The 16681-nt window shown below is 71.7% G+C and carries 16 protein-coding genes and 2 pseudogenes; 8 read left to right on the top strand and 10 right to left on the bottom strand.

Going from position 1 to position 16681, the window contains the following annotated elements; translation table 11 throughout:
* Positions 1–153: 153 nt before the first annotated feature.
* Positions 154–327: pseudogene (locus AB0I77_RS49225) on the bottom strand (VOC family protein); the annotation flags it as partial.
* Between the two features lie 56 nt (positions 328–383).
* Between AB0I77_RS49225 and AB0I77_RS49230 the strand changes: the two are divergent.
* On the top strand, positions 384–1256 hold the full coding sequence (locus tag AB0I77_RS49230) for a universal stress protein (protein ID WP_363289517.1): 873 nt from the start codon (positions 384–386) through the stop codon (positions 1254–1256).
* A 1-nt stretch (position 1257) separates the two neighbouring features.
* Here AB0I77_RS49230 and AB0I77_RS49235 read toward each other — a convergent pair whose 3' ends face one another.
* The 3 genes from AB0I77_RS49235 to AB0I77_RS49245 all read right to left on the bottom strand — a co-directional run bounded on the left by AB0I77_RS49235 (position 1258) and on the right by AB0I77_RS49245 (position 4113).
* Entirely contained in the window at positions 1258–2493 is a 1236-nt protein-coding gene (locus AB0I77_RS49235) for a DUF4032 domain-containing protein (protein WP_363289518.1), read from the bottom strand.
* A 53-nt stretch (positions 2494–2546) separates the two neighbouring features.
* Positions 2547–3293, bottom strand: coding sequence for an MBL fold metallo-hydrolase (locus tag AB0I77_RS49240; protein ID WP_363289545.1), 747 nt, complete (start codon positions 3291–3293; stop codon positions 2547–2549).
* Positions 3294–3486: 193 nt separating this feature from the next.
* Positions 3487–4113 (bottom strand): alpha-ketoglutarate-dependent dioxygenase AlkB, encoded by a 627-nt coding sequence (locus AB0I77_RS49245; protein ID WP_363289519.1) that lies wholly within the window; start codon positions 4111–4113, stop codon positions 3487–3489.
* A 108-nt stretch (positions 4114–4221) separates the two neighbouring features.
* Here AB0I77_RS49245 and AB0I77_RS49250 point away from each other — a divergent pair, with 108 nt between their 5' ends.
* Together AB0I77_RS49250 and AB0I77_RS49255 are read left to right on the top strand one after the other, a co-directional pair.
* Positions 4222–4848, top strand: coding sequence for a TetR/AcrR family transcriptional regulator (locus AB0I77_RS49250; RefSeq protein WP_363289520.1), 627 nt, complete (start codon positions 4222–4224; stop codon positions 4846–4848).
* A 17-nt stretch (positions 4849–4865) separates the two neighbouring features.
* A complete protein-coding gene (locus AB0I77_RS49255) occupies positions 4866–6539 on the top strand; it encodes an FAD-binding dehydrogenase (protein ID WP_363289521.1) in 1674 nt (557 codons plus the stop codon).
* Positions 6540–6572: 33 nt separating this feature from the next.
* Here the strand turns inward: AB0I77_RS49255 and AB0I77_RS49260 are convergent, their stop codons facing one another.
* Positions 6573–6923, bottom strand: coding sequence for a DUF488 family protein (locus tag AB0I77_RS49260; protein ID WP_363289522.1), 351 nt, complete (start codon positions 6921–6923; stop codon positions 6573–6575).
* A gap of 167 nt (positions 6924–7090) precedes the next feature.
* Between AB0I77_RS49260 and AB0I77_RS49265 the strand changes: the two are divergent.
* Positions 7091–8484 (top strand): annotated as a pseudogene (locus tag AB0I77_RS49265) (M1 family metallopeptidase).
* Positions 8485–8493: 9 nt separating this feature from the next.
* Positions 8494–8832, top strand: a complete 339-nt coding sequence (locus tag AB0I77_RS49270; RefSeq protein ID WP_363289523.1) for a hypothetical protein — start codon at positions 8494–8496, stop codon at positions 8830–8832.
* Between the two features lie 25 nt (positions 8833–8857).
* Here AB0I77_RS49270 and AB0I77_RS49275 read toward each other — a convergent pair whose 3' ends face one another.
* Complete coding sequence (locus AB0I77_RS49275) at positions 8858–9109, bottom strand: WhiB family transcriptional regulator (RefSeq protein ID WP_363289524.1); 252 nt, start codon at positions 9107–9109, stop codon at positions 8858–8860.
* Positions 9110–9216: 107 nt separating this feature from the next.
* Positions 9217–10437 (bottom strand): saccharopine dehydrogenase C-terminal domain-containing protein, encoded by a 1221-nt coding sequence (locus AB0I77_RS49280; RefSeq protein WP_363289525.1) that lies wholly within the window; start codon positions 10435–10437, stop codon positions 9217–9219.
* 123 nt (positions 10438–10560) lie between these two features.
* On the opposite strand from AB0I77_RS49280, the gene AB0I77_RS49285 reads away from it, so the two are divergent.
* Positions 10561–11352, top strand: a complete 792-nt coding sequence (locus tag AB0I77_RS49285; RefSeq protein ID WP_363289526.1) for a TetR/AcrR family transcriptional regulator — start codon at positions 10561–10563, stop codon at positions 11350–11352.
* 15 nt (positions 11353–11367) lie between these two features.
* Here the strand turns inward: AB0I77_RS49285 and AB0I77_RS49290 are convergent, their stop codons facing one another.
* Positions 11368–12267 carry a LysR family transcriptional regulator ArgP gene (locus tag AB0I77_RS49290; protein ID WP_363289546.1) on the bottom strand — a complete coding sequence of 300 codons (900 nt, stop codon included), beginning with the start codon at positions 12265–12267 and terminating at the stop codon, positions 11368–11370.
* A 69-nt stretch (positions 12268–12336) separates the two neighbouring features.
* Between AB0I77_RS49290 and AB0I77_RS49295 the strand changes: the two genes are divergently transcribed.
* Together AB0I77_RS49295 and AB0I77_RS49300 are read left to right on the top strand one after the other, a co-directional pair.
* Positions 12337–12951, top strand: a complete 615-nt coding sequence (locus tag AB0I77_RS49295; RefSeq protein WP_363289527.1) for a LysE/ArgO family amino acid transporter — start codon at positions 12337–12339, stop codon at positions 12949–12951.
* A gap of 126 nt (positions 12952–13077) precedes the next feature.
* Positions 13078–14376, top strand: coding sequence for an MFS transporter (locus AB0I77_RS49300; protein WP_363289528.1), 1299 nt, complete (start codon positions 13078–13080; stop codon positions 14374–14376).
* A gap of 9 nt (positions 14377–14385) precedes the next feature.
* On the opposite strand, the gene AB0I77_RS49305 is transcribed toward AB0I77_RS49300, so the two are convergent.
* On the bottom strand, positions 14386–14841 hold the full coding sequence (locus AB0I77_RS49305) for a cyclic nucleotide-binding domain-containing protein (RefSeq protein WP_363289529.1): 456 nt from the start codon (positions 14839–14841) through the stop codon (positions 14386–14388).
* A 324-nt stretch (positions 14842–15165) separates the two neighbouring features.
* Positions 15166–16668: an ornithine decarboxylase gene (locus AB0I77_RS49310; protein ID WP_363289530.1), complete on the bottom strand. Its 1503-nt coding sequence runs from the start codon at positions 16666–16668 to the stop codon at positions 15166–15168.
* Between the last annotated feature and the right edge of the window lie 13 nt (positions 16669–16681).

Here is a 16681-nt window from a genome sequence, read left to right on the forward strand (position 1 = left end):
GCTGAGAGGCGCAAGGGCAGCACCGCATGACTCCCGTACCGGCCCCCCGTCCGGCACGGGCAATGCCCCCAACTGTGCGAGCAAGGGCCGCAGTTGGGGGCCTCTTGCGTCCCGGTCGGCGGCCTGGGAGGTGGTTACGTCTTAGCGACGACTTCCCTCCGGCACCGGCACGAAGATCAACCCCGGCAGCCGGTCCTTCTCCGGCCGGATCTCGTACTCCTCGGCCGAGTCGTTCAGCACCACCCACCCGAGAGCCTCGGCCCACCAGCGGCCCAGAGCCACCGCATCGGCCGCGTCGACGGTGACTTGCTCCCATTCCAAGGTCATGCCGGCAGGGTAGTGAAGACTGGGACCACGTGACAGCGACAAGGGAGGCCTACGGCATGACGCGCCCGATCACGGCAGGTTTCGACGGAACCGAGGAGAGCCTGGCCGCGCTGGACTGGGCCGCCCGGGAGGCGGTCCGCCGGAGGCTGGCGCTGCGGGTACTGCACGCCTGGCGGTTCCAGCCGCACGAGCTGGTCGAGGCGGCCGACCCCGACACCCAGGCCGACTGGGCGCGGGAGGCGGTGGCCGAGGCCGCGCGGACCGTCACCGAGCGCCATCCCGAGCTGGAGGTGTCCGCCGACGTCGTGGAGGGCGACGACGTGGACGTCCTGGTCGCCGCGGCGGCGGACGCCGAGATGCTGGTCCTGGGCACGCGCGGCCACGGACGGGTCGTCGGCTTCCTGCTCGGCTCCGTCGGCCAGCAGGTGATCGTCGAGGCCGCGCGGCCGGTCGTCCTGGTGCGCGCCGGGGACGAACCCGCGGGCGAGGCCGCCGGTCGCGAGATCGTGGTCGGCCAGCAGGGCGACCCGCAGGACAGCGCCGGGGAGCTGCGGTTCGCGTTCGAGACGGCGGCGGCGCGCGGTGCCACCGTGCGCGCGGTACGGGCCTGGACCCTGCCGCCGGTCTTCGCCTACAGCCCGGGCTCCCTCAGGATGCTCGACGAGGCCGGCGGCCTGGAACCGTTCGAGAAGAAGGCCCTGTCCGCGGCCGTGCGGCCCTGGCGGGAACGCTTCCCCGACGTGCCGGTCGTCGAGCACGTGGAGATGGGCAGTGCCGGCCAGGTGCTGCTGTCGACGGCCGGGCGGGCCCAGCTGATGGTCGTCGGCCGCCGCGCCCACCGTACGGCCGTGGGCGCCCGTATCGGCTCGGTGGCGCATGGGATGCTGCACCACGCCGGCTGCCCGGTCGCCGTGGTGCCGCACACCTGAGTCAGTCCTTGGGAGTGGGCTGGAGCGTCGTCCGGGCCTTGGGGAGGATGCTCTTGATGTAGTCGTCCACGGCCGTGTCCAGCCCTATGTCGTGCTGGGCCCGCTCGGACAGGTACCAGCGGTGTTCCAGCAACTGGTGGTAGATCTCCGCCGAGTCCATCGCGCCGCGCAGCTCGAGGGGCACGGCCCGCACCGTGGGCCGGAAGACGTCCCGCACCCAGCGGTGGGCGAGCACCTCCGGGCGGGCCGCGAGGGGATCGCCCGGGGCGTAGTCGTCCTGGGTGGCCATCCAGCTCTCCAGGTCGTTCAGGAGCCGCCGGGCCTGGTTCTCCTCGGTGTCCAGGCCGGTCAGCCTCAGCAACTGCCGCTGGTGGTGGCCCGCGTCCACGACCTTGGGCACGAAGGTGACCGTGTCGCCGTTGGAGGAGTGCTCGATCTGCATCTCGGCCACGTCGAAACCGAGCTCGTTCAGGCGGCGTATCCGGCGCTCTATGTAGTGGTACTTGCCCGCCGGGTAGACGGACGTGCGGGTCAGCTCCTCCCACAGGCCTCCGTAGCGCGCGCAGATCTCCATGCCGAACTCGATCGGGTCCACCGAGGGGTGCAGCGCCCCGGAGGCCTCCAGGTCGAGCAGCTCGCCGCTGATGTTGACCCGGGCGAGGTCGAGATCGTAGTCGCGCTGCCCGGCGCTGAGCTGCGGGTGCAGGTCACCGGTCTCCGCGTCCACCAGATAGGCGGCGTAGGCGCCCGCGTCCCGGCGGAACAGCGTGTTGGACAGCGAGCAGTCGCCCCAGGCGAACCCGGCCAGGTGCAGCCGCACCAGCAGCACGGCCAGCGCGTCCATCAGCCGGTGCATGGTGGCGGGCCGCATCGTCGTCTCGAACATCGACCGGTACGGCATGGAACCGCCCAGATGCCGGGTGACCAGCACCGGTTCCAGCGGGGCGTCGTCGAGGTCGGTGCGTCTGGTGACCACGGCCAGCGGGTCGACCGCGGGGATGCCGAGCCGGTCCAGGTCGCGCAGCAGCTCGTACTCGCGCAGCGCGGGGCGCTCGGCCAGCTCCTTGACGGCGATCACCTCGTCGCCGGCGCGGGCGTAGCGCACGACGTGGCGGGAGATGCCGCGCGGCAGCGGGACGAGGTATTCCTCGGGCCACTCCTCCAGGGGGAGGTGCCACGGCAGTTCGAGCAGGAGCGCGGGATGCTCCGGGTTGGTCGCGCTGATCTGCAGGGCCATGGGTCGCGTGTCCTCATCTTGCGTATCGCCGAGCCGGTGATCGGCACCCCACCTTAAAGCGCGCGCTCCCGGGCCTGAAGTGCCGCTTCACGGACCGGACCGCGGTGCGCGGGCCCGTGGCCGGGGAGCAGGAGGTCGCCGTCCAGTCCGGCGAGTATGTCCAGCGAGGCCACGGCGCCGGCCCGCTCGTGGTGGAACATGTCGGGCAGCAGCTGCGGCCCCTTCGCCCGCGAGGTGGGGTGACCGCTCACCAGGGCGTCGCCGGAGATCAGCACGCCGCGCTCCGGGAGGTGGAAGGCACAGTGCCCGTCGGTGTGGCCGGGTGTGTGCACGGGGACGGGCCGGCCGGGCAGATCGAGGAGGGCCGTCTCCGGGAACGGCTGGGGAGAGGCGACCGGGACATGGGCCGTGCCGCCCGAGCGGATCGCGTGCACGGCCCACGGCAGGACACCGGGCCGCCAGCCGTTCCTCAGGACCGTTTTGACGTCGACCTGGTGCAGGAACTCCCGGCGGGCGTGCGGCACTTCGGCCTTGTGCAGGTACACGGGCATGCCGTAGGCGCCGCGCAGGTACTCGGCGGAGCCCAGGTGGTCGTTGTGGGCGTGCGTGATCAGCACGGCCTCGACCGCCTCGGGTGAACTGCCCACCTCCGCCAGGGAGCTGAGAAGTTGCTCCCGGTCCCCGGGGTAACCGGTGTCGACCAGCGTCACGGCGTCCCCCTCGGTGAGGATCACCCAGTTGGTGTTGCTGCCGTGCACCAGATAGGTGCCGTCGGCGACTTGCCGCACATCTGCCCGCATCATCGTTCCCCCGTGGTGAGGTCCCTGCCCGACTGCCCGAACGGACACAGCAAAGCAGATGATCACGGGACCGGAATCAGCGGGTCCGCGAGGAGGTACCTCGGAGCAACGAGGCTGCCTCCGGCACCGTCCGCCGGAGGCAGCCCCCGCGCGCAGCCGAAGCAGCCGCCTCTCTGCCTCGGTGCACGCCGTCTCAGTGCACGCCGTGCGGGCGGAACTGGACGCTGATGCGCGGTCCCGCGGCGCGCGTGGTCTTGGGCACGGAGTGCTCCCAGGTCCGCTGGCAGGAGCCGCCCATCACGATCAGGTCGCCGTGCCCCAGCGGCCGGCGGACCGTGTCGCCGCCGCGCGCCGGGCGCAGCAGCAGGTCCCGGGGCGCGCCCACGGAGAGGATGGCCACCATCGTGTCCTCGTGCGCGCCCCGCCCGATCCGGTCGCCGTGCCAGGCGACGCTGTCCCGGCCGTCGCGGTAGTAGCACAGCCCGGCCGTGGTGAAGGGCTCGCCCAGCTCCTCGGCGTAGTGCGCGCAGAGCGCCTCGCGCGCCTCGGCCAGCACCGGGTGCGGCAGCGCGTCGTCCGCTGCGTAGAACGCGAGCAGCCGAGGTACATCGACGACGTGGTCGTACATCGTGCGTCGCTCCGCGTGCCACGGAACCTCGGCGGCCAGCTGTTCGAACAGGGCGTCGGATCCGCTCAGCCATCCGGGCAGTACGTCGATCCATGCGCCGACGCCCAGTTCGGTCCTGCTGATCCCGTCGAGGGTGCCGAGCCGCGGCTGGTCGGTCTGGTCGAAGAGGGAGGCCTGGAGGTGCGTGGGCATGGGTCCAGCGTACTCCGTATTCGAAAACGTGTTCCCCTGTCTTTTTGGTAAATCCTTTCGATACATCGCTGTATCGGATACATTCACGTATCGAACGGAGGGCAGGACATGGCGGTGGAGGAGTCGACCAGACGCGTGACCAAGCGCCGTGTCCGCACGCGGGCCAACCTCCTGGACGCCGCCTTCGAGAGGTTCGCCGCCAAGGGCTTCGGGCGGGTCTCGATCGAGGAGATCTGCGAGGCCGCCGGCTACAGCCGGGGCGCCTTCTACTCGAACTTCGACAGCCTCGACGAGCTCTTCTTCGCCCTGTACCGGCAGCGCGCCGACCTGATCGCCGAGCAGGTGGCCGGGGCGCTCACCCTGGACGGGCCGGGGCTCGACGTGCCCGCCGCCGTCGACCGGCTCACCGAGGTGCTGCTGCTCGACCGGGACTGGCTCCTGGTGAAGACGGACTTCCTGGTGCACGCCGCCCGCGAACCGGCGGTCGCGCGGACCCTGCTGGAGTACCGGGCGCGGCTGCGCCAGGCGATCTCGGACCGGCTGGCCCAGGCGCGAGGGCAGACCCCGCTGCCCGCGGTGCTCGGCGACGTCGACGGTGCCGCCCACGCCCTCGTCGCCGCGTACGACGGAGTCACCACCCAACTGCTGCTGGACGGGGACGTCGAACGTGCCCGCGCCTGGCTTGGGCAACTGATCACCGCGCTGCTCACCGACGGCAGCGACACCACCGAATGAGGGAAGGGACGGTCGCCATGGATGCCGACGTCATCGTCGTCGGAGCCGGACTCGCGGGCCTGGTCGCGGCGCACGAACTCACCAGCCGGGGCCGCAGGGTCGCGCTGGTGGACCAGGAGAACGCCGCCAACCTCGGCGGACAGGCCTTCTGGTCATTCGGCGGGCTGTTCCTCGTCGACTCCCCGGAGCAGCGGCGCCTGGGCATCAAGGACTCCTTCGAACTCGCCTGGAACGACTGGCAGGGCAGCGCGCAGTTCGACCGGATCGACGACGAGGACTCCTGGGCGGTGCGCTGGGCCCGCGCCTACGTCGAGTTCGCGGCGGGCGAGAAACGGTCCTGGGTGGAAGGGCACGGCATCAAGTTCCTGCCCTCCGTCGGCTGGGCCGAGCGCGGCGATCTGACGGCCCACGGCCACGGCAACTCCGTGCCCCGCTTCCACATCGCGTGGGGCACCGGCACCGGGGTCGTGGAGCCGTTCGTCGAGTACGCCAAGCAGGCGGCGCGCGACGGGCTGCTCACCTTCTACCACCGCCACCAGGTCGACGAACTGGTCGTCGAGGAGGGGGCGGCGCGCGGAGTGCGCGGCACCGTCCTGGCCGAGGACCACTCGCCCCGCGGTGTCGCCTCCAGCCGCGACCGCGTCGGCGACTTCGAACTCACCGCCCAGGCCGTGGTCGTCACCACCGGCGGCATCGGCGCCAACCACGACATCGTCCGCCGCTACTGGCCCGAGCGGCTCGGCACCGCGCCCGTCGAGATGGTCACCGGAGTACCCGCGTACGTCGACGGCCGGATGCTCGAGATCAGCGCCGGCGCCGGGGTGCGCCTGGTCAACCGTGACCGCATGTGGCACTACACCGAGGGCCTGCGCAACTGGGACCCGATCTGGCCCGGCCACGGCATCCGCATCCTGCCCGGACCGTCCTCGATGTGGTTCGACGCCCTCGGCCGCCGGCTGCCCGAGCCCTGCCTGCCCGGCTACGACACCCTCAGCACCCTCAAGTACCTGCGCACCACCGAGGACATCGCCGGACACGACCACTCCTGGTTCATCCTCACCCAGAAGATCATCGAGAAGGAGTTCATGCTGTCGGGCTCCGAGCAGAACCCCGACATCACCGCCAAGGACCGCGCGGGATTCCTGAAGGAGCGGGTGCTCGGCAAGGGCGCGCCGGGACCCGTGGACGCGTTCCTGCGCAAGGGCGCGGACTTCGTGACCGCCTCGAACCTGGAGCAACTGGTCGAGAAGATGAACGAGCTGACCGACAAGGCGCTTCTCGACGCGGCCGGGATCCGGCGCCAGATCGAGGCCCGTGACCTCCAGATCGCCAACTCCTACAGCAAGGACGCCCAGGTGCAGGGCATCCGCAACGCCCGCCGCTACATCGGCGACCGCCTCGGCCGGGTCGCCACCCCGCACCGCATCCTCGACCCGGCGGCCGGCCCCCTGATCGGCATCAAGCTGCACACCCTGACCCGCAAGACCCTCGGCGGCATCCAGACCGACCTCGACTCCCGCGCCCTGGGAACCGACGGCAAGCCCCTCGACGGCCTGTACGCGGCGGGCGAGGTCGCCGGCTTCGGCGGCGGAGGCGTCCACGGCTACAACGCCCTGGAGGGCAGCTTCCTCGGCGGCTGCCTCTTCTCGGGGCGTTCGGCGGGGCGGGCAGCCGCTCGACAGACGGCCTGACCGTGACGGCCCGTCTCTTCGCGCGTGGCGGAGTCACGCCTGGAGGAGACGGGCCAGCACGGAGGCGTGACTGCGCTCCGGGTCCTTGGCCGCGGTCAGCAGCGTCACCACCTCCTTGCTCGCCAACTCCCGTACGCCGTCGAGAAGTTCGCCCACCTCGGGAGCGGCCAGCTCCGCCTCGTAGCGACGGCTGAACTCCTCGTACGACCCCTCGCCCGTGTGGTACCAGCGGCGCAACTCGGCCGACGGGGTGAGGTCCTTGGGCCACTCGTCCACCCGCGCGGCGTCCTTCGACAGACCGCGCGGCCACAGCCGGTCGACCAGGACGCGCACGCCGTCGTCCGGCTCGGGCGGTTCGTAGACGCGGCGCACGCGAACGCTCATGGGTGTGCCCTTTCTGCGTTTCTGCGGGGAGGGGGGTGCCGGGAGCGTACCTCCGTGCCCCCGGTACGGCGGCCGACGCGGCGCAACGTGACCTGATCGGGGGCGATGTGCGGGACAGGTGGCCCTAATCTGAGGCCATTGCTCGCCCCCCACCTGTAGGAGCGCTCGTGTCACAGTCCGTCAGACGCACCGCGGTTCTCCGCCGCGAGGCCGTGATCGTCACCGTCCCTGTCGCCGTCCTGGCGCTGCTCGGGGCCGCCCAGCCCACCGAGGCCGGCACCTCCGGCGTCGGCGACCCGTACTTCCCGCTCTCCGGGAACGGCGGCTACCACGTCAGCCACTACGACCTGACCCTCCGTCACGACCCCGACAGTGGCCATCTCGCCGGGAAGGCGGTCCTCACCGCCCGCGCCACCCAGCGCCTCACCCGCTTCGACCTCGACCTGAACGGACTGAAGGTCACCGGCCTGACGGTCAATCACATCAAGGCGGACCACCGGCGCGACGGCCAGGAACTCGTCGTCACCCCGCGCCACGCCCTGCGCAAGGGCGAGCGATTCCAGGTCTCCGTCACCTATGACGGCACTCCCGGGCCGGTCACCGACCCGGACGGCTCGCTCGACGGCTGGATCCCCACCGACGACGGTGCCTTCGTCGCCGGGGAGCCGCAGGGCGCCATGACCTGGTTCCCGGCCAACAGCCACCCCACGGACAAGGCGTCGTACGACTTCACCATCACCGTCCCCGAAGGAAAGACCGCCGTCGCCAACGGTGTCTTCCTCGGGGAGCGCACCGCGCACGGGCAGACCACGTTCCGCTGGCGCCAGCAGGAGCCGATGGCGGCCTACCTCGCCACGCGACCGTAGGGACGTTCGAGGTGGAGCGGTACACCACCCGTGACGGCATCCAGGTCTACGACGCCGTCGACCCCCGCGAGGCCGAGGCCGCGGCGCCCGTCCTCAAGCAACTGCCGTCCGTCCTGGAGTGGGAGAGCAAGCTGTTCGGGCCCTATCCCTTCCGCGCCGCCGGCTCGATCGTCGACCGCGCTCCGAACGTCGGGTACGCGCTGGAGACCCAGACCCGGCCGGTGTACTCCTCGGCGCCCGGCCTGAGCACCCTCGTCCACGAGAGCGCCCACCAGTGGTTCGGAGACTCCGTCACCCTCACCTCCTGGAAGGACATCTGGCTCAACGAGGGCTTCGCGACCTACGCGGAGTGGCTCTACAGCGAGCAGCACGGCGGCACCAGCGCACAGCGGACCTTCGACGCGCTGTACGCCCGCCCGGCGAGCGACGGCCTGTGGGCGTTCCCGCCCGGCGACCCCGGCAGCGGCGCGCACATCTTCGGCACGCCCGTCTACGCCCGCGGCGCCATGGCCCTGCACGCCCTGCGCACGGCGGTCGGAGACCGGGTGTTCCTCAAGGTCCTGCGGGCCTGGGCGACCGAACACCGCGACGCACACGGCACGACCGCGCAGTTCGTCCGGCTCGCGCAGCGGCTGTCCGGGAAGGACCTGGGCGATCTGTTCCAGACCTGGCTGTACGCGCAGGGCAAGCCGTAGCGTCATCAAGTGGTGCGGAGTGGCCTACCTGTTGGGCTGGGGGCGCGCACGGTACTGGCGGCCGCGCGCGGGCGGGCCGGACGGGAAGACCGTGCGGCTGGCCTTGTCGACGAGGAGACCGCCGACAAGGCCGGTCGCGACGGCTTGCCGCCGTGGCGGCCGGCCCGGCAGGAGTTCCTGGTGGCGGCGACGAATCCCAAGGCGCTGATCCTGTTCACCGTCTTCCTGCCGCAGTTCTTGCCGCGCGGCGCCCAGGACGTCACCCGGCGGGCCCGGCGGTGGCTGGACGCCCTGACGGGGGTGGCCCTGCTGGGACTGGCCGGCGTGCTGGCGACGGAGAACAACTGAGGCTCGTCCGCAGGGCTGTTCGGCGTCAGCCGGAGCTCCTCCGGTAGGCCGCGCGCCGCTTGAGCGCACGTCGTTCGTTCTCGCTCGTGCCGCCCCAGACGCCGATGGTCTGCCCGGTGTCGAGCGCCCACCGCAGGCATGGTTCCCGGACCGGACAGCGTCGGCACACTGCCTTGGCCTGCTCCAACTGCACCAGCGCCGGGCCGGTGGTGCCGATCGGGAAGAAGAGATCGGGGTCCTCGTCGCGGCACGCGGCGTGGCCTCGCCAGTCGTCCATGAAAGTCACCTGCGATCGAAGTCGAACGTGCCCTCGGGAATGCCTTACTCGTTTCCGGGTCACCTGCCGACGCAGGGGCGAAACAGCCGAGCCGCGCGGGACTTCGGTCACTGCTCGCGCATGCCCCACGGGGAGCCGTACGCGATCAGCAGGTCGAGGAACGGGCGCGCGGGGAAAGCCTCCGGGCCGAGGACGCCCGTGCCGGTCCAGGCGCCCGTGGCAAGGAGTTCGAGGGCGACGACGGGGTTGACGGCGGTCTGCCACACCACCGCCTGGCAGCCGTACTCCGCCATGGACCACTGGTTGTCGACCACGTGGTACAGGTACACCTCGCGCGGCGCCCCGTCCTTGACGCCCCGCACCCAGGTGCCCGCACAGGTCTTGCCGTGCATCCGATCGCCCAGCGTCGCCGGGTCGGGCAGGCACGCGGCGACGACGTCCCGGGGCGAGACCGCGACCGGGCCGGCGGAACTCGGCACGGTCACCGGGCCGGTGCGGTCCAGGCCCAGCAGGTGCAGCGTCTTCAGGGTCTCGATGAACTCGCGGCCCAGGCCGTACTTGAACGTGACGCGGCGCGCGTCGACCCAGCGCGGCACGAGCAGCACCTCCTCGTGCTCCACGTTCACGCACTCGACCGGCCCGATGCCCTCCGGGAAGTCGAACACCTCCGGTTCGCTGAACGGTTCGGTGGTGAACCACCCTCTGTCGGCCTCGTAGACGATCGGGGGGTTGAGGCATTCCTCGATCGTGGTCCAGATACTGAAGGACGGGGCGAAGTCGTAGCCGTCGACCGTCAGATTCGCGCCGTCGCGGACACCGATCTCCTCGATCTCGTCGAAGAGTTCGTCGGCCGCGTACCGGGCGAAGACGTCCGAGAGGCCCGGCTCCACACCCATGCCGACGAGGGCCAGCGCGCCCGCCTTCGCCCAGTCCTGCGCCTGCGCGAACTGCTCGTCGCCGAGCTTGACCCCGCACTCCTGGTACGGGCGCTCGGCGTGCGGCCGGGACAACGACATCGCCATGTCGAGGTAGGTGGCGCCCGCGGTGCGCGCCGCACGGAACAGGGGCATCACGAAGCGCGGGTCGGTGGCGTTGAGGAGGACGTCGCAGGAGTGCCGGCGCAGCAGTTCGGTCACCGCCGCCTCGTCGCTCGCGTCGACGCGCTCGGCCAGGAACCGGGTCCCCTCGCCGCCGAGGGCCGCGACCGCCGCCTCGGCCCGCGCCAGGTGGTAGTCGGCCACCACCATCGCGTCGAAGAACGAACGCCTGGCCGCGATCCGGGTGATGGCGGTGCCCACACCACCGGCCCCCACGAGCAGTACACGCATGACATGAACTCCATCGGTCGAAGGTCGTCGAACGTCGTTGAAGGTCTACGAACGTGGGGCCCCGGCGGAGATACAACGCCGCCGCTTCACATAAGGTCAATGGCGTTGGCGTAAGGAGCTGCCATGCCCAAACCGGTGGTGCCCGAGGAGAAACGGCGCAGGCGCCGGCCCACCAAGAGCGGCACGGTGCTCTCGGAGCGGCTGATCGTCGAGACGGCCCTGCGCATGCTGCGCGAACACGGCAGCGCCGGCCTCACCGCCCGCCGCCTCGGCCTCGCCCTGGACGCCGACCCGAGCACGCTCTACCGCTACTTCCGCGGCATGGACGAGCTGACCCTCGCCATCGGCGACGCGCTCATCGGACAGGCCCTCGACGGCTGGGAGCCGACGGGGGAGTGGCGGCCGGACCTGCGGGCCGTCGGGCTGCGCATCCACACCGCGTACGTCGCCCACCCGCAGGCCGCCCTTCTCACCACGAGCCGGGTCACCGGCCGGGCGAACGAACTGGCCGCCGACGAGGCCGTGTTGGACATCCTGCGCAAGGCAGGATTCCCGCTGCCGGACACCGTGCGCATCTACCACGCCTTCATCGACCAGACCCTGGCCTTCGCCGCGCTCGACGCCGCCTCGCTGGCCCTGCCGAGCGACTCGCTGCGCGCCGACGAGGACATGTGGCGCTCGACCTACGCGCGGCTGCCCCGCGCCACCCACCCCCGCATCGCCGAGGCGGCACCCCTGCTGGCCACCCGCATGGTCACCAGCGCCTATCCGACGGCCCTGGAGATGCTCCTGGAGAGCGCGCAGGCGCAGCTTCCGTCGGGTTCCCAGGTGCCTGTCCGGCGGAGCAGATCGCAGGAAATCGGCGGCGCCCCATCAGCGCAGGTGGGCGTGCCGGACCCCGCGTCTGCGGCATGATCCGCCGGACAGGCCCTAGCCGCGCAGCGCCTCCGCCGCGGTCGCCACCACCGCCTCGGCCACGGCCGCCAGCGCCGGTGAGTCGAGCTTCCACTGCTGCCAGTACAGCGGTACGTCGACCGTGCGGTCCGGGGCCAGCGGAACCAGGCGGCCCGCGCGCAGCAGGGCGTCCGCCTGCACCTCGGGCACCAGGCCCCAGCCCAGGCCGGCCGCGACGGCCTCGACGAAGCCCTCCGAGGCGGGGACGAAGTGCCGTACGGCACTCGCCCCGCGCCGGCTCCTGCGCAGCCTGCGCACGAAGGCGTCCTGGAGGTCGTCGCTCCGGTCGAAGGCCAGCACCGGTGCGTGCACGAGCGCGTCCCGCAGCGGTCCGTCGAGATGCCGCTCGGCGAAGTCCGGGCTCGCCGCCGCGACGTAGCGCATCCGGCCCAGGGTCCGCACGGAGCAGCCCGCCACGGGATCGGGCGACGAGGTCACCGCGGCCATCACCCGGCCCTCCCGAAGCAGCGCCGCCGTACGGGTCTCGTCCTCGCGGCGCAGCTCGAAACAGAGCCGCGACCGCTCCGGAACGCGCGTGAGCGCCCCCAGGAACCACGTCGACAGGGAGTCCGCGTTCACCGCGATCGAGACCCGGGTCGGCTCCCCGTCGTCGCTCATGCCCAGCTCGGCGCGCGCGTCCCGCTCCAGCCGGGCCAGCTGCCGGGCGAACCGCACGACGACCTCGCCGGACTCGGTCGGCCGCACCGGCTTCGTCCGCACCAGCAACACCCGCCCCGTGCGCTGCTCCAGGGCCTTCACCCGCTGGCTGACCGCCGACGGCGTCACGTGCAGGGCGGCGGCCGCCGCGTCGAAGGTGCCCTCGTCCACCACCGAGAGCAGCGTCCGCACCTGGTCGAGAGGGAGATCGGTCATCATCACGGCAGCTAATGGTACGTAAGAATCTTTAGCTGTACTCCCGGTGATCGCTTCTCTAGCGTCGAGGTCATGCCCGCCTCCCTCACCGCCGCGGCCGCCGGATTCGGCACCGGCCTCTCGCTCATCGTCGCCATCGGCGCGCAGAACGCCTTCGTCCTGCGCCAGGGGATCCGCCGCCAGGAGGTCCTCGCCGTCGTCGGCATCTGCGCCCTGTCCGACGCCTTCCTCATCGCCCTGGGCGTCGGCGGCGTCGGCGCCGTGGTGGTCGCGTGGCCGGGGGCGCTGACCGCGGTCGGCTGGATCGGCGGCGCGTTCCTGCTCTGCTACGGCGCCCTCGCCTCCCGCCGGGTGTTCCGGCCGGGCGGCGCCCTGCGGGCCGAGGGCGCGGCGGAGGGCTCGGGCCGGCGGGCGGTGCTGACGTGTCTGGCGCTGACCTGGCTCAACCCGCACGTCTACCTCGACACCGTGTTCCTGCTCGGTTCCGTGGCCGCCGACCGCGGCCCGCTGCGCTGGACGTTCGGCCTCGGTGCCGCCTTCGCCAGCCTGTGCTGGTTCGCCGCGCTCGGCTTCGGCGCCCGGCTGCTCGGCCGTTTCCTGGCCAGGCCGGCCGCCTGGCGGGTGCTGGACGGACTGGTCGCCGCGACGATGATCACCCTCGGCGTGCTGCTGATCGCCGGGGCCTGACAAGCAACTCCGCCGGAGCCTGACAAGCCCTCCGGCCGCAACCTGAGCATGCGGATCCGGAACGCTCGGCCGGTGCTGCGATAGTGATCCCCGGTCCGAAAGATGTAACGAGCAACCAGGGATCCCGTGGACACCAGCGAGAGCAGCAGCGAACCACAGACGCCGACCGCGGACGAGGTGAAGCAGCCCCGGAGCGGATGGCGCCGCTGGGCCATGGACACCCGTCCCCTGCGCATCCCGGCCTACCGCCGCCTGTGGTCCTCGACCGCCGTCACGGCCGTCGGCAGCCAGCTCACCGCCGTCGCCGTACCCAAGCAGATCTACGACATCACCGGCTCCTCGGCGTGGGTCGGCGCCGCGAGCATGGCCGGTCTGCTGCCCCTGATCGTGTTCGCGCTGTGGGGCGGGGCGGTCGCCGACACCATGGACCGCCGCAAGCTGCTGTTCATCACCAACAGCGGCATAGCCGTCACCTCGGTCCTGTTCTGGGTGCAGGCCGTCACGGGCCTGGAGTCGGTGGCCGCGCTGATGGTGCTGCTCGCCGTGCAGCAGGCCTTCTGGGGGCTGAACGCCCCGGCCCGCAACGCCTCCATCGCCCGCCTGGTCCCCGAGGAGCAGCTGCCCGCCGCCAACGCCCTCGGCTCGACCGTCATGCAGACCGGGCAGGTGGTCGGACCGCTGCTCGCCGGCGTGCTCATCCCTGTCATCGGCCTGCCCGAGCTGTACCTGATCGACGCCCTGGCGCTGTGCGTCACGGTGTGGGCGGTCTACCGGCTGCCCGCGCTGCCGCCCCTGGCGTCCGCGACGGTACGCCGCGCGGGCGTACGGGAGATCGCGGCCGGCTTCCGCTACATCTCCGCGCACAAGGTGCTGCTGCTGTCCTTCCTCGCCGACATCGTCGCCATGGTCTTCGGCATGCCCCGCGCCCTGTTCCCGCAGCTCGCCGCCGAGACGTACGCCTCCTACGGCGAAGGGCTCGCGCTCGGTCTCCTCTTCGCGGCGATCCCCATCGGCGCGGTGGTCGGCGGACTGTTCTCCGGGACGTTCTCCCGGGCCCGCCGGCACGGCTGGATGGTCATCGGCGCCGTCGTCGCCTGGGGTCTCGCCATCACCGGCTTCGGACTGAGCGGCAGTCTGTGGCTCGCGGTGGTGTTCCTGGCCGTGGCCGGGATCGCCGACATGGTCTCGATGGTCTTCCGCGGGGCGATCTTGCTGTCGGCCGCCACCGACGAGATGCGCGGCCGTATGCAGGGCGTCTTCACGGTCGTCGTCGCGGGCGGCCCCCGCCTCGCCGACGTCCTGCACGGCACGGCCGGCTCGGCCTTCGGCGCCCGTACGGCGGTCGCGGGCGGCGGCATCCTGGTCGTCGCCGTCATGCTCAGCCTGGCCTTCGCGGTACCGGCGCTGCGCCGCTACCGGATCTGAGACCGGCCCCTACAGGGCGCTGCGCCGGCGCAGCGTGTACTGCTCCATGAGCTTGCCCCGGGTCGTCTCCAGCCGGTGCGCGAGGATCTCGGCCACGCTCCGCACCAGGATCAGCCCGAGCTGCGCGTCCTCCTCGCACAGCCCGAGCACGGCCGCCGCGTCGAACTCGTGGGCCCGGACCGGGCTGAAGGCCTCCGCGCCGAAGTCCCACTGGTACGGCGGGAACAGCCAGGACCAGCCGAGCAGGTCGCCCGCACCGAGACTGGCGACGGTCACGCGCTGCTGGGATGTCACCTGCTGGGTGAGGGAGACCGCGCCCGAGCGGATGACCCAGAAGCGGTCGGCCGTATCCCCGGCCTCGAAGATGCGGGTGTCCTCGGGGAAGGAGACCTCCCGGGCGAGCGTCATCAGACGGGCGCGCTGGGGCGGCGGAAGGGCGGTCAGCAGTTTGATCGCTTTGGTCATGACGCGGGGCTCCTCGCCGGCGATGGATTCCGGTTTTTCCCTACGCCCATTTCAACGGCTGCCGCCGCCCCGGGCACCTCGGCGGACCGAAGAATCGAGCGCGGACGCAGAAAGGCTCCGCGTGTCTTTGGGTATCGCGGGTCTTTCGGCCTCGAAGGCATGACTCGAGGGCATGAAAAAGCCCTGGCTGGACGGGGGAGACCAGCCAGGGCCGTAAAGGGTGGCACACGGAGGACGGATGCGGTCGACCCCGTGGTCACGTGAATCAAACGTAAACCATCTATGCGGGTTGCGTGTAGTCGTGTCCAGGGCACGTGACCTGTTTCACTCCGTGTCACCAGATTCTCCTTCGGCGTCCCGGGTCACGACCCTGATCGTCTCCAGCTCCGGATCGCTCGCGTCGGGCAGATTCATGCCCGCGGCCAGGCCGGTGCGCAGGTACCGCAGCAGCGGCTCGGTCAGCCGCTCACCGGGGAGAAAGGCCGGAATTCCGGGCGGATACGGCGTGATCATCTCCGCCGCGACACGGCCGGCGGCCTCGGACACCGGCACTTTCTCGGCGGGCCCGAAGAAGGCGTCCCGGGGCAGGCGGGCCTGGGTCAGCCGCAGTTCGGACGGCGACGGCACCTCCACGTGCGGAGCCGGACGCAGCTCGGACGCCGCCCGCGCCAGGTCCTTGAGTGACGCGAGCAGTTCACCGGCTGTCTTGTGGTCGTCGGCGTGGGTCAGCTGCGCGCCGATGCGCCGGTGATCGGTCAGATGCGTGTCGATGCTGCGGTGCTCGCGCAGCCAGTCGGCCGCCTGGTACCCAGTGATCCCGAGCTCCTCGAGATCGATGACGCCGGGCAGCGGGTCGAGGTCGTCGGCCAGCCCGGGGCCGCAGAAGTCCTCCCGGCCGTTGACGTGCATCCCGTCGATCTCCTCGATGGCTGCCTGGACCTCGGCGGCGAGCTCCAGCGCGCCGCCCATCAGCTCCTTGCCGTGCAGGGCCATCTGCCGGCGCCAGCCGTCGAGGCCGGCGAGCAGCAGCACCGAGGGGCTGGTGGTGCCCAGCAGGTCGGCGCGCATCCCCAGCAGTTCCGGCGGCACGAGGTCGCCCTGGAGGTGGAAGACGGAGCCCTGCTCCAGGCCGCTGCCCATCTTGTGGATGCTGGTCACACAGATGTCGGCGCCGGCGTCCATCGCCCAGGACGGCAGATCAGGATGGAAGGGCAGGTGCGCGCCCCAGGCCTCGTCGACGATCAGCGGGACCGAGCGGCGGTGACAGACCTCGGCGATCGCCCGCAGGGCCGCGCAGGCGCCGTACGGCGTCGGGCTGGTGACCAGCGCGCCCTTCGCGTCGGGGTGTGCGTCGAAGGCCTCGTCGCACTCCGCGGCGGACGGCGGATGCGCGATGCGCCGTTCGGCGTCCCACCGCGGCTCGAGCCAGACGGGCTCGATACCGGACAGGATCAGGCCCGAGACGACGGACTTGTGGGCGTCCCGGCCGATCAGCAGCTTCTGGTGCGGCCCCGCGACGGCCAGCATCGCCGCCTTCACGGACAGGGAACTCCCGCAGGTGCTGAAGAACGTGTGCTCCGCGTGCACCGCGTCGGCCATCAGCTCCTGGGCCCGTTGCAGCACCCGGCCCCGGGTCAGCCGGTCGTCCAGGCCGCCCGACGCCAGCACGTCACCGAGGAACACCGCCGCACCGAGCACCTCCCGCACCGCGGGGTCGGCACCGCGGGCCTGCTTGTGGCCCGGCGGCGCGAACGACAACCGCCCCTTGCGGTGATAGTCGGCCAGGGCCTCCAGGACGGGCGCGCGGGTGTGATCAGCAGTAACCATGGAGCCCCGGGTT

The organism is Streptomyces sp. NPDC050619, from assembly GCF_040654815.1.
Lineage (GTDB): Bacteria > Actinomycetota > Actinomycetes > Streptomycetales > Streptomycetaceae > Streptomyces.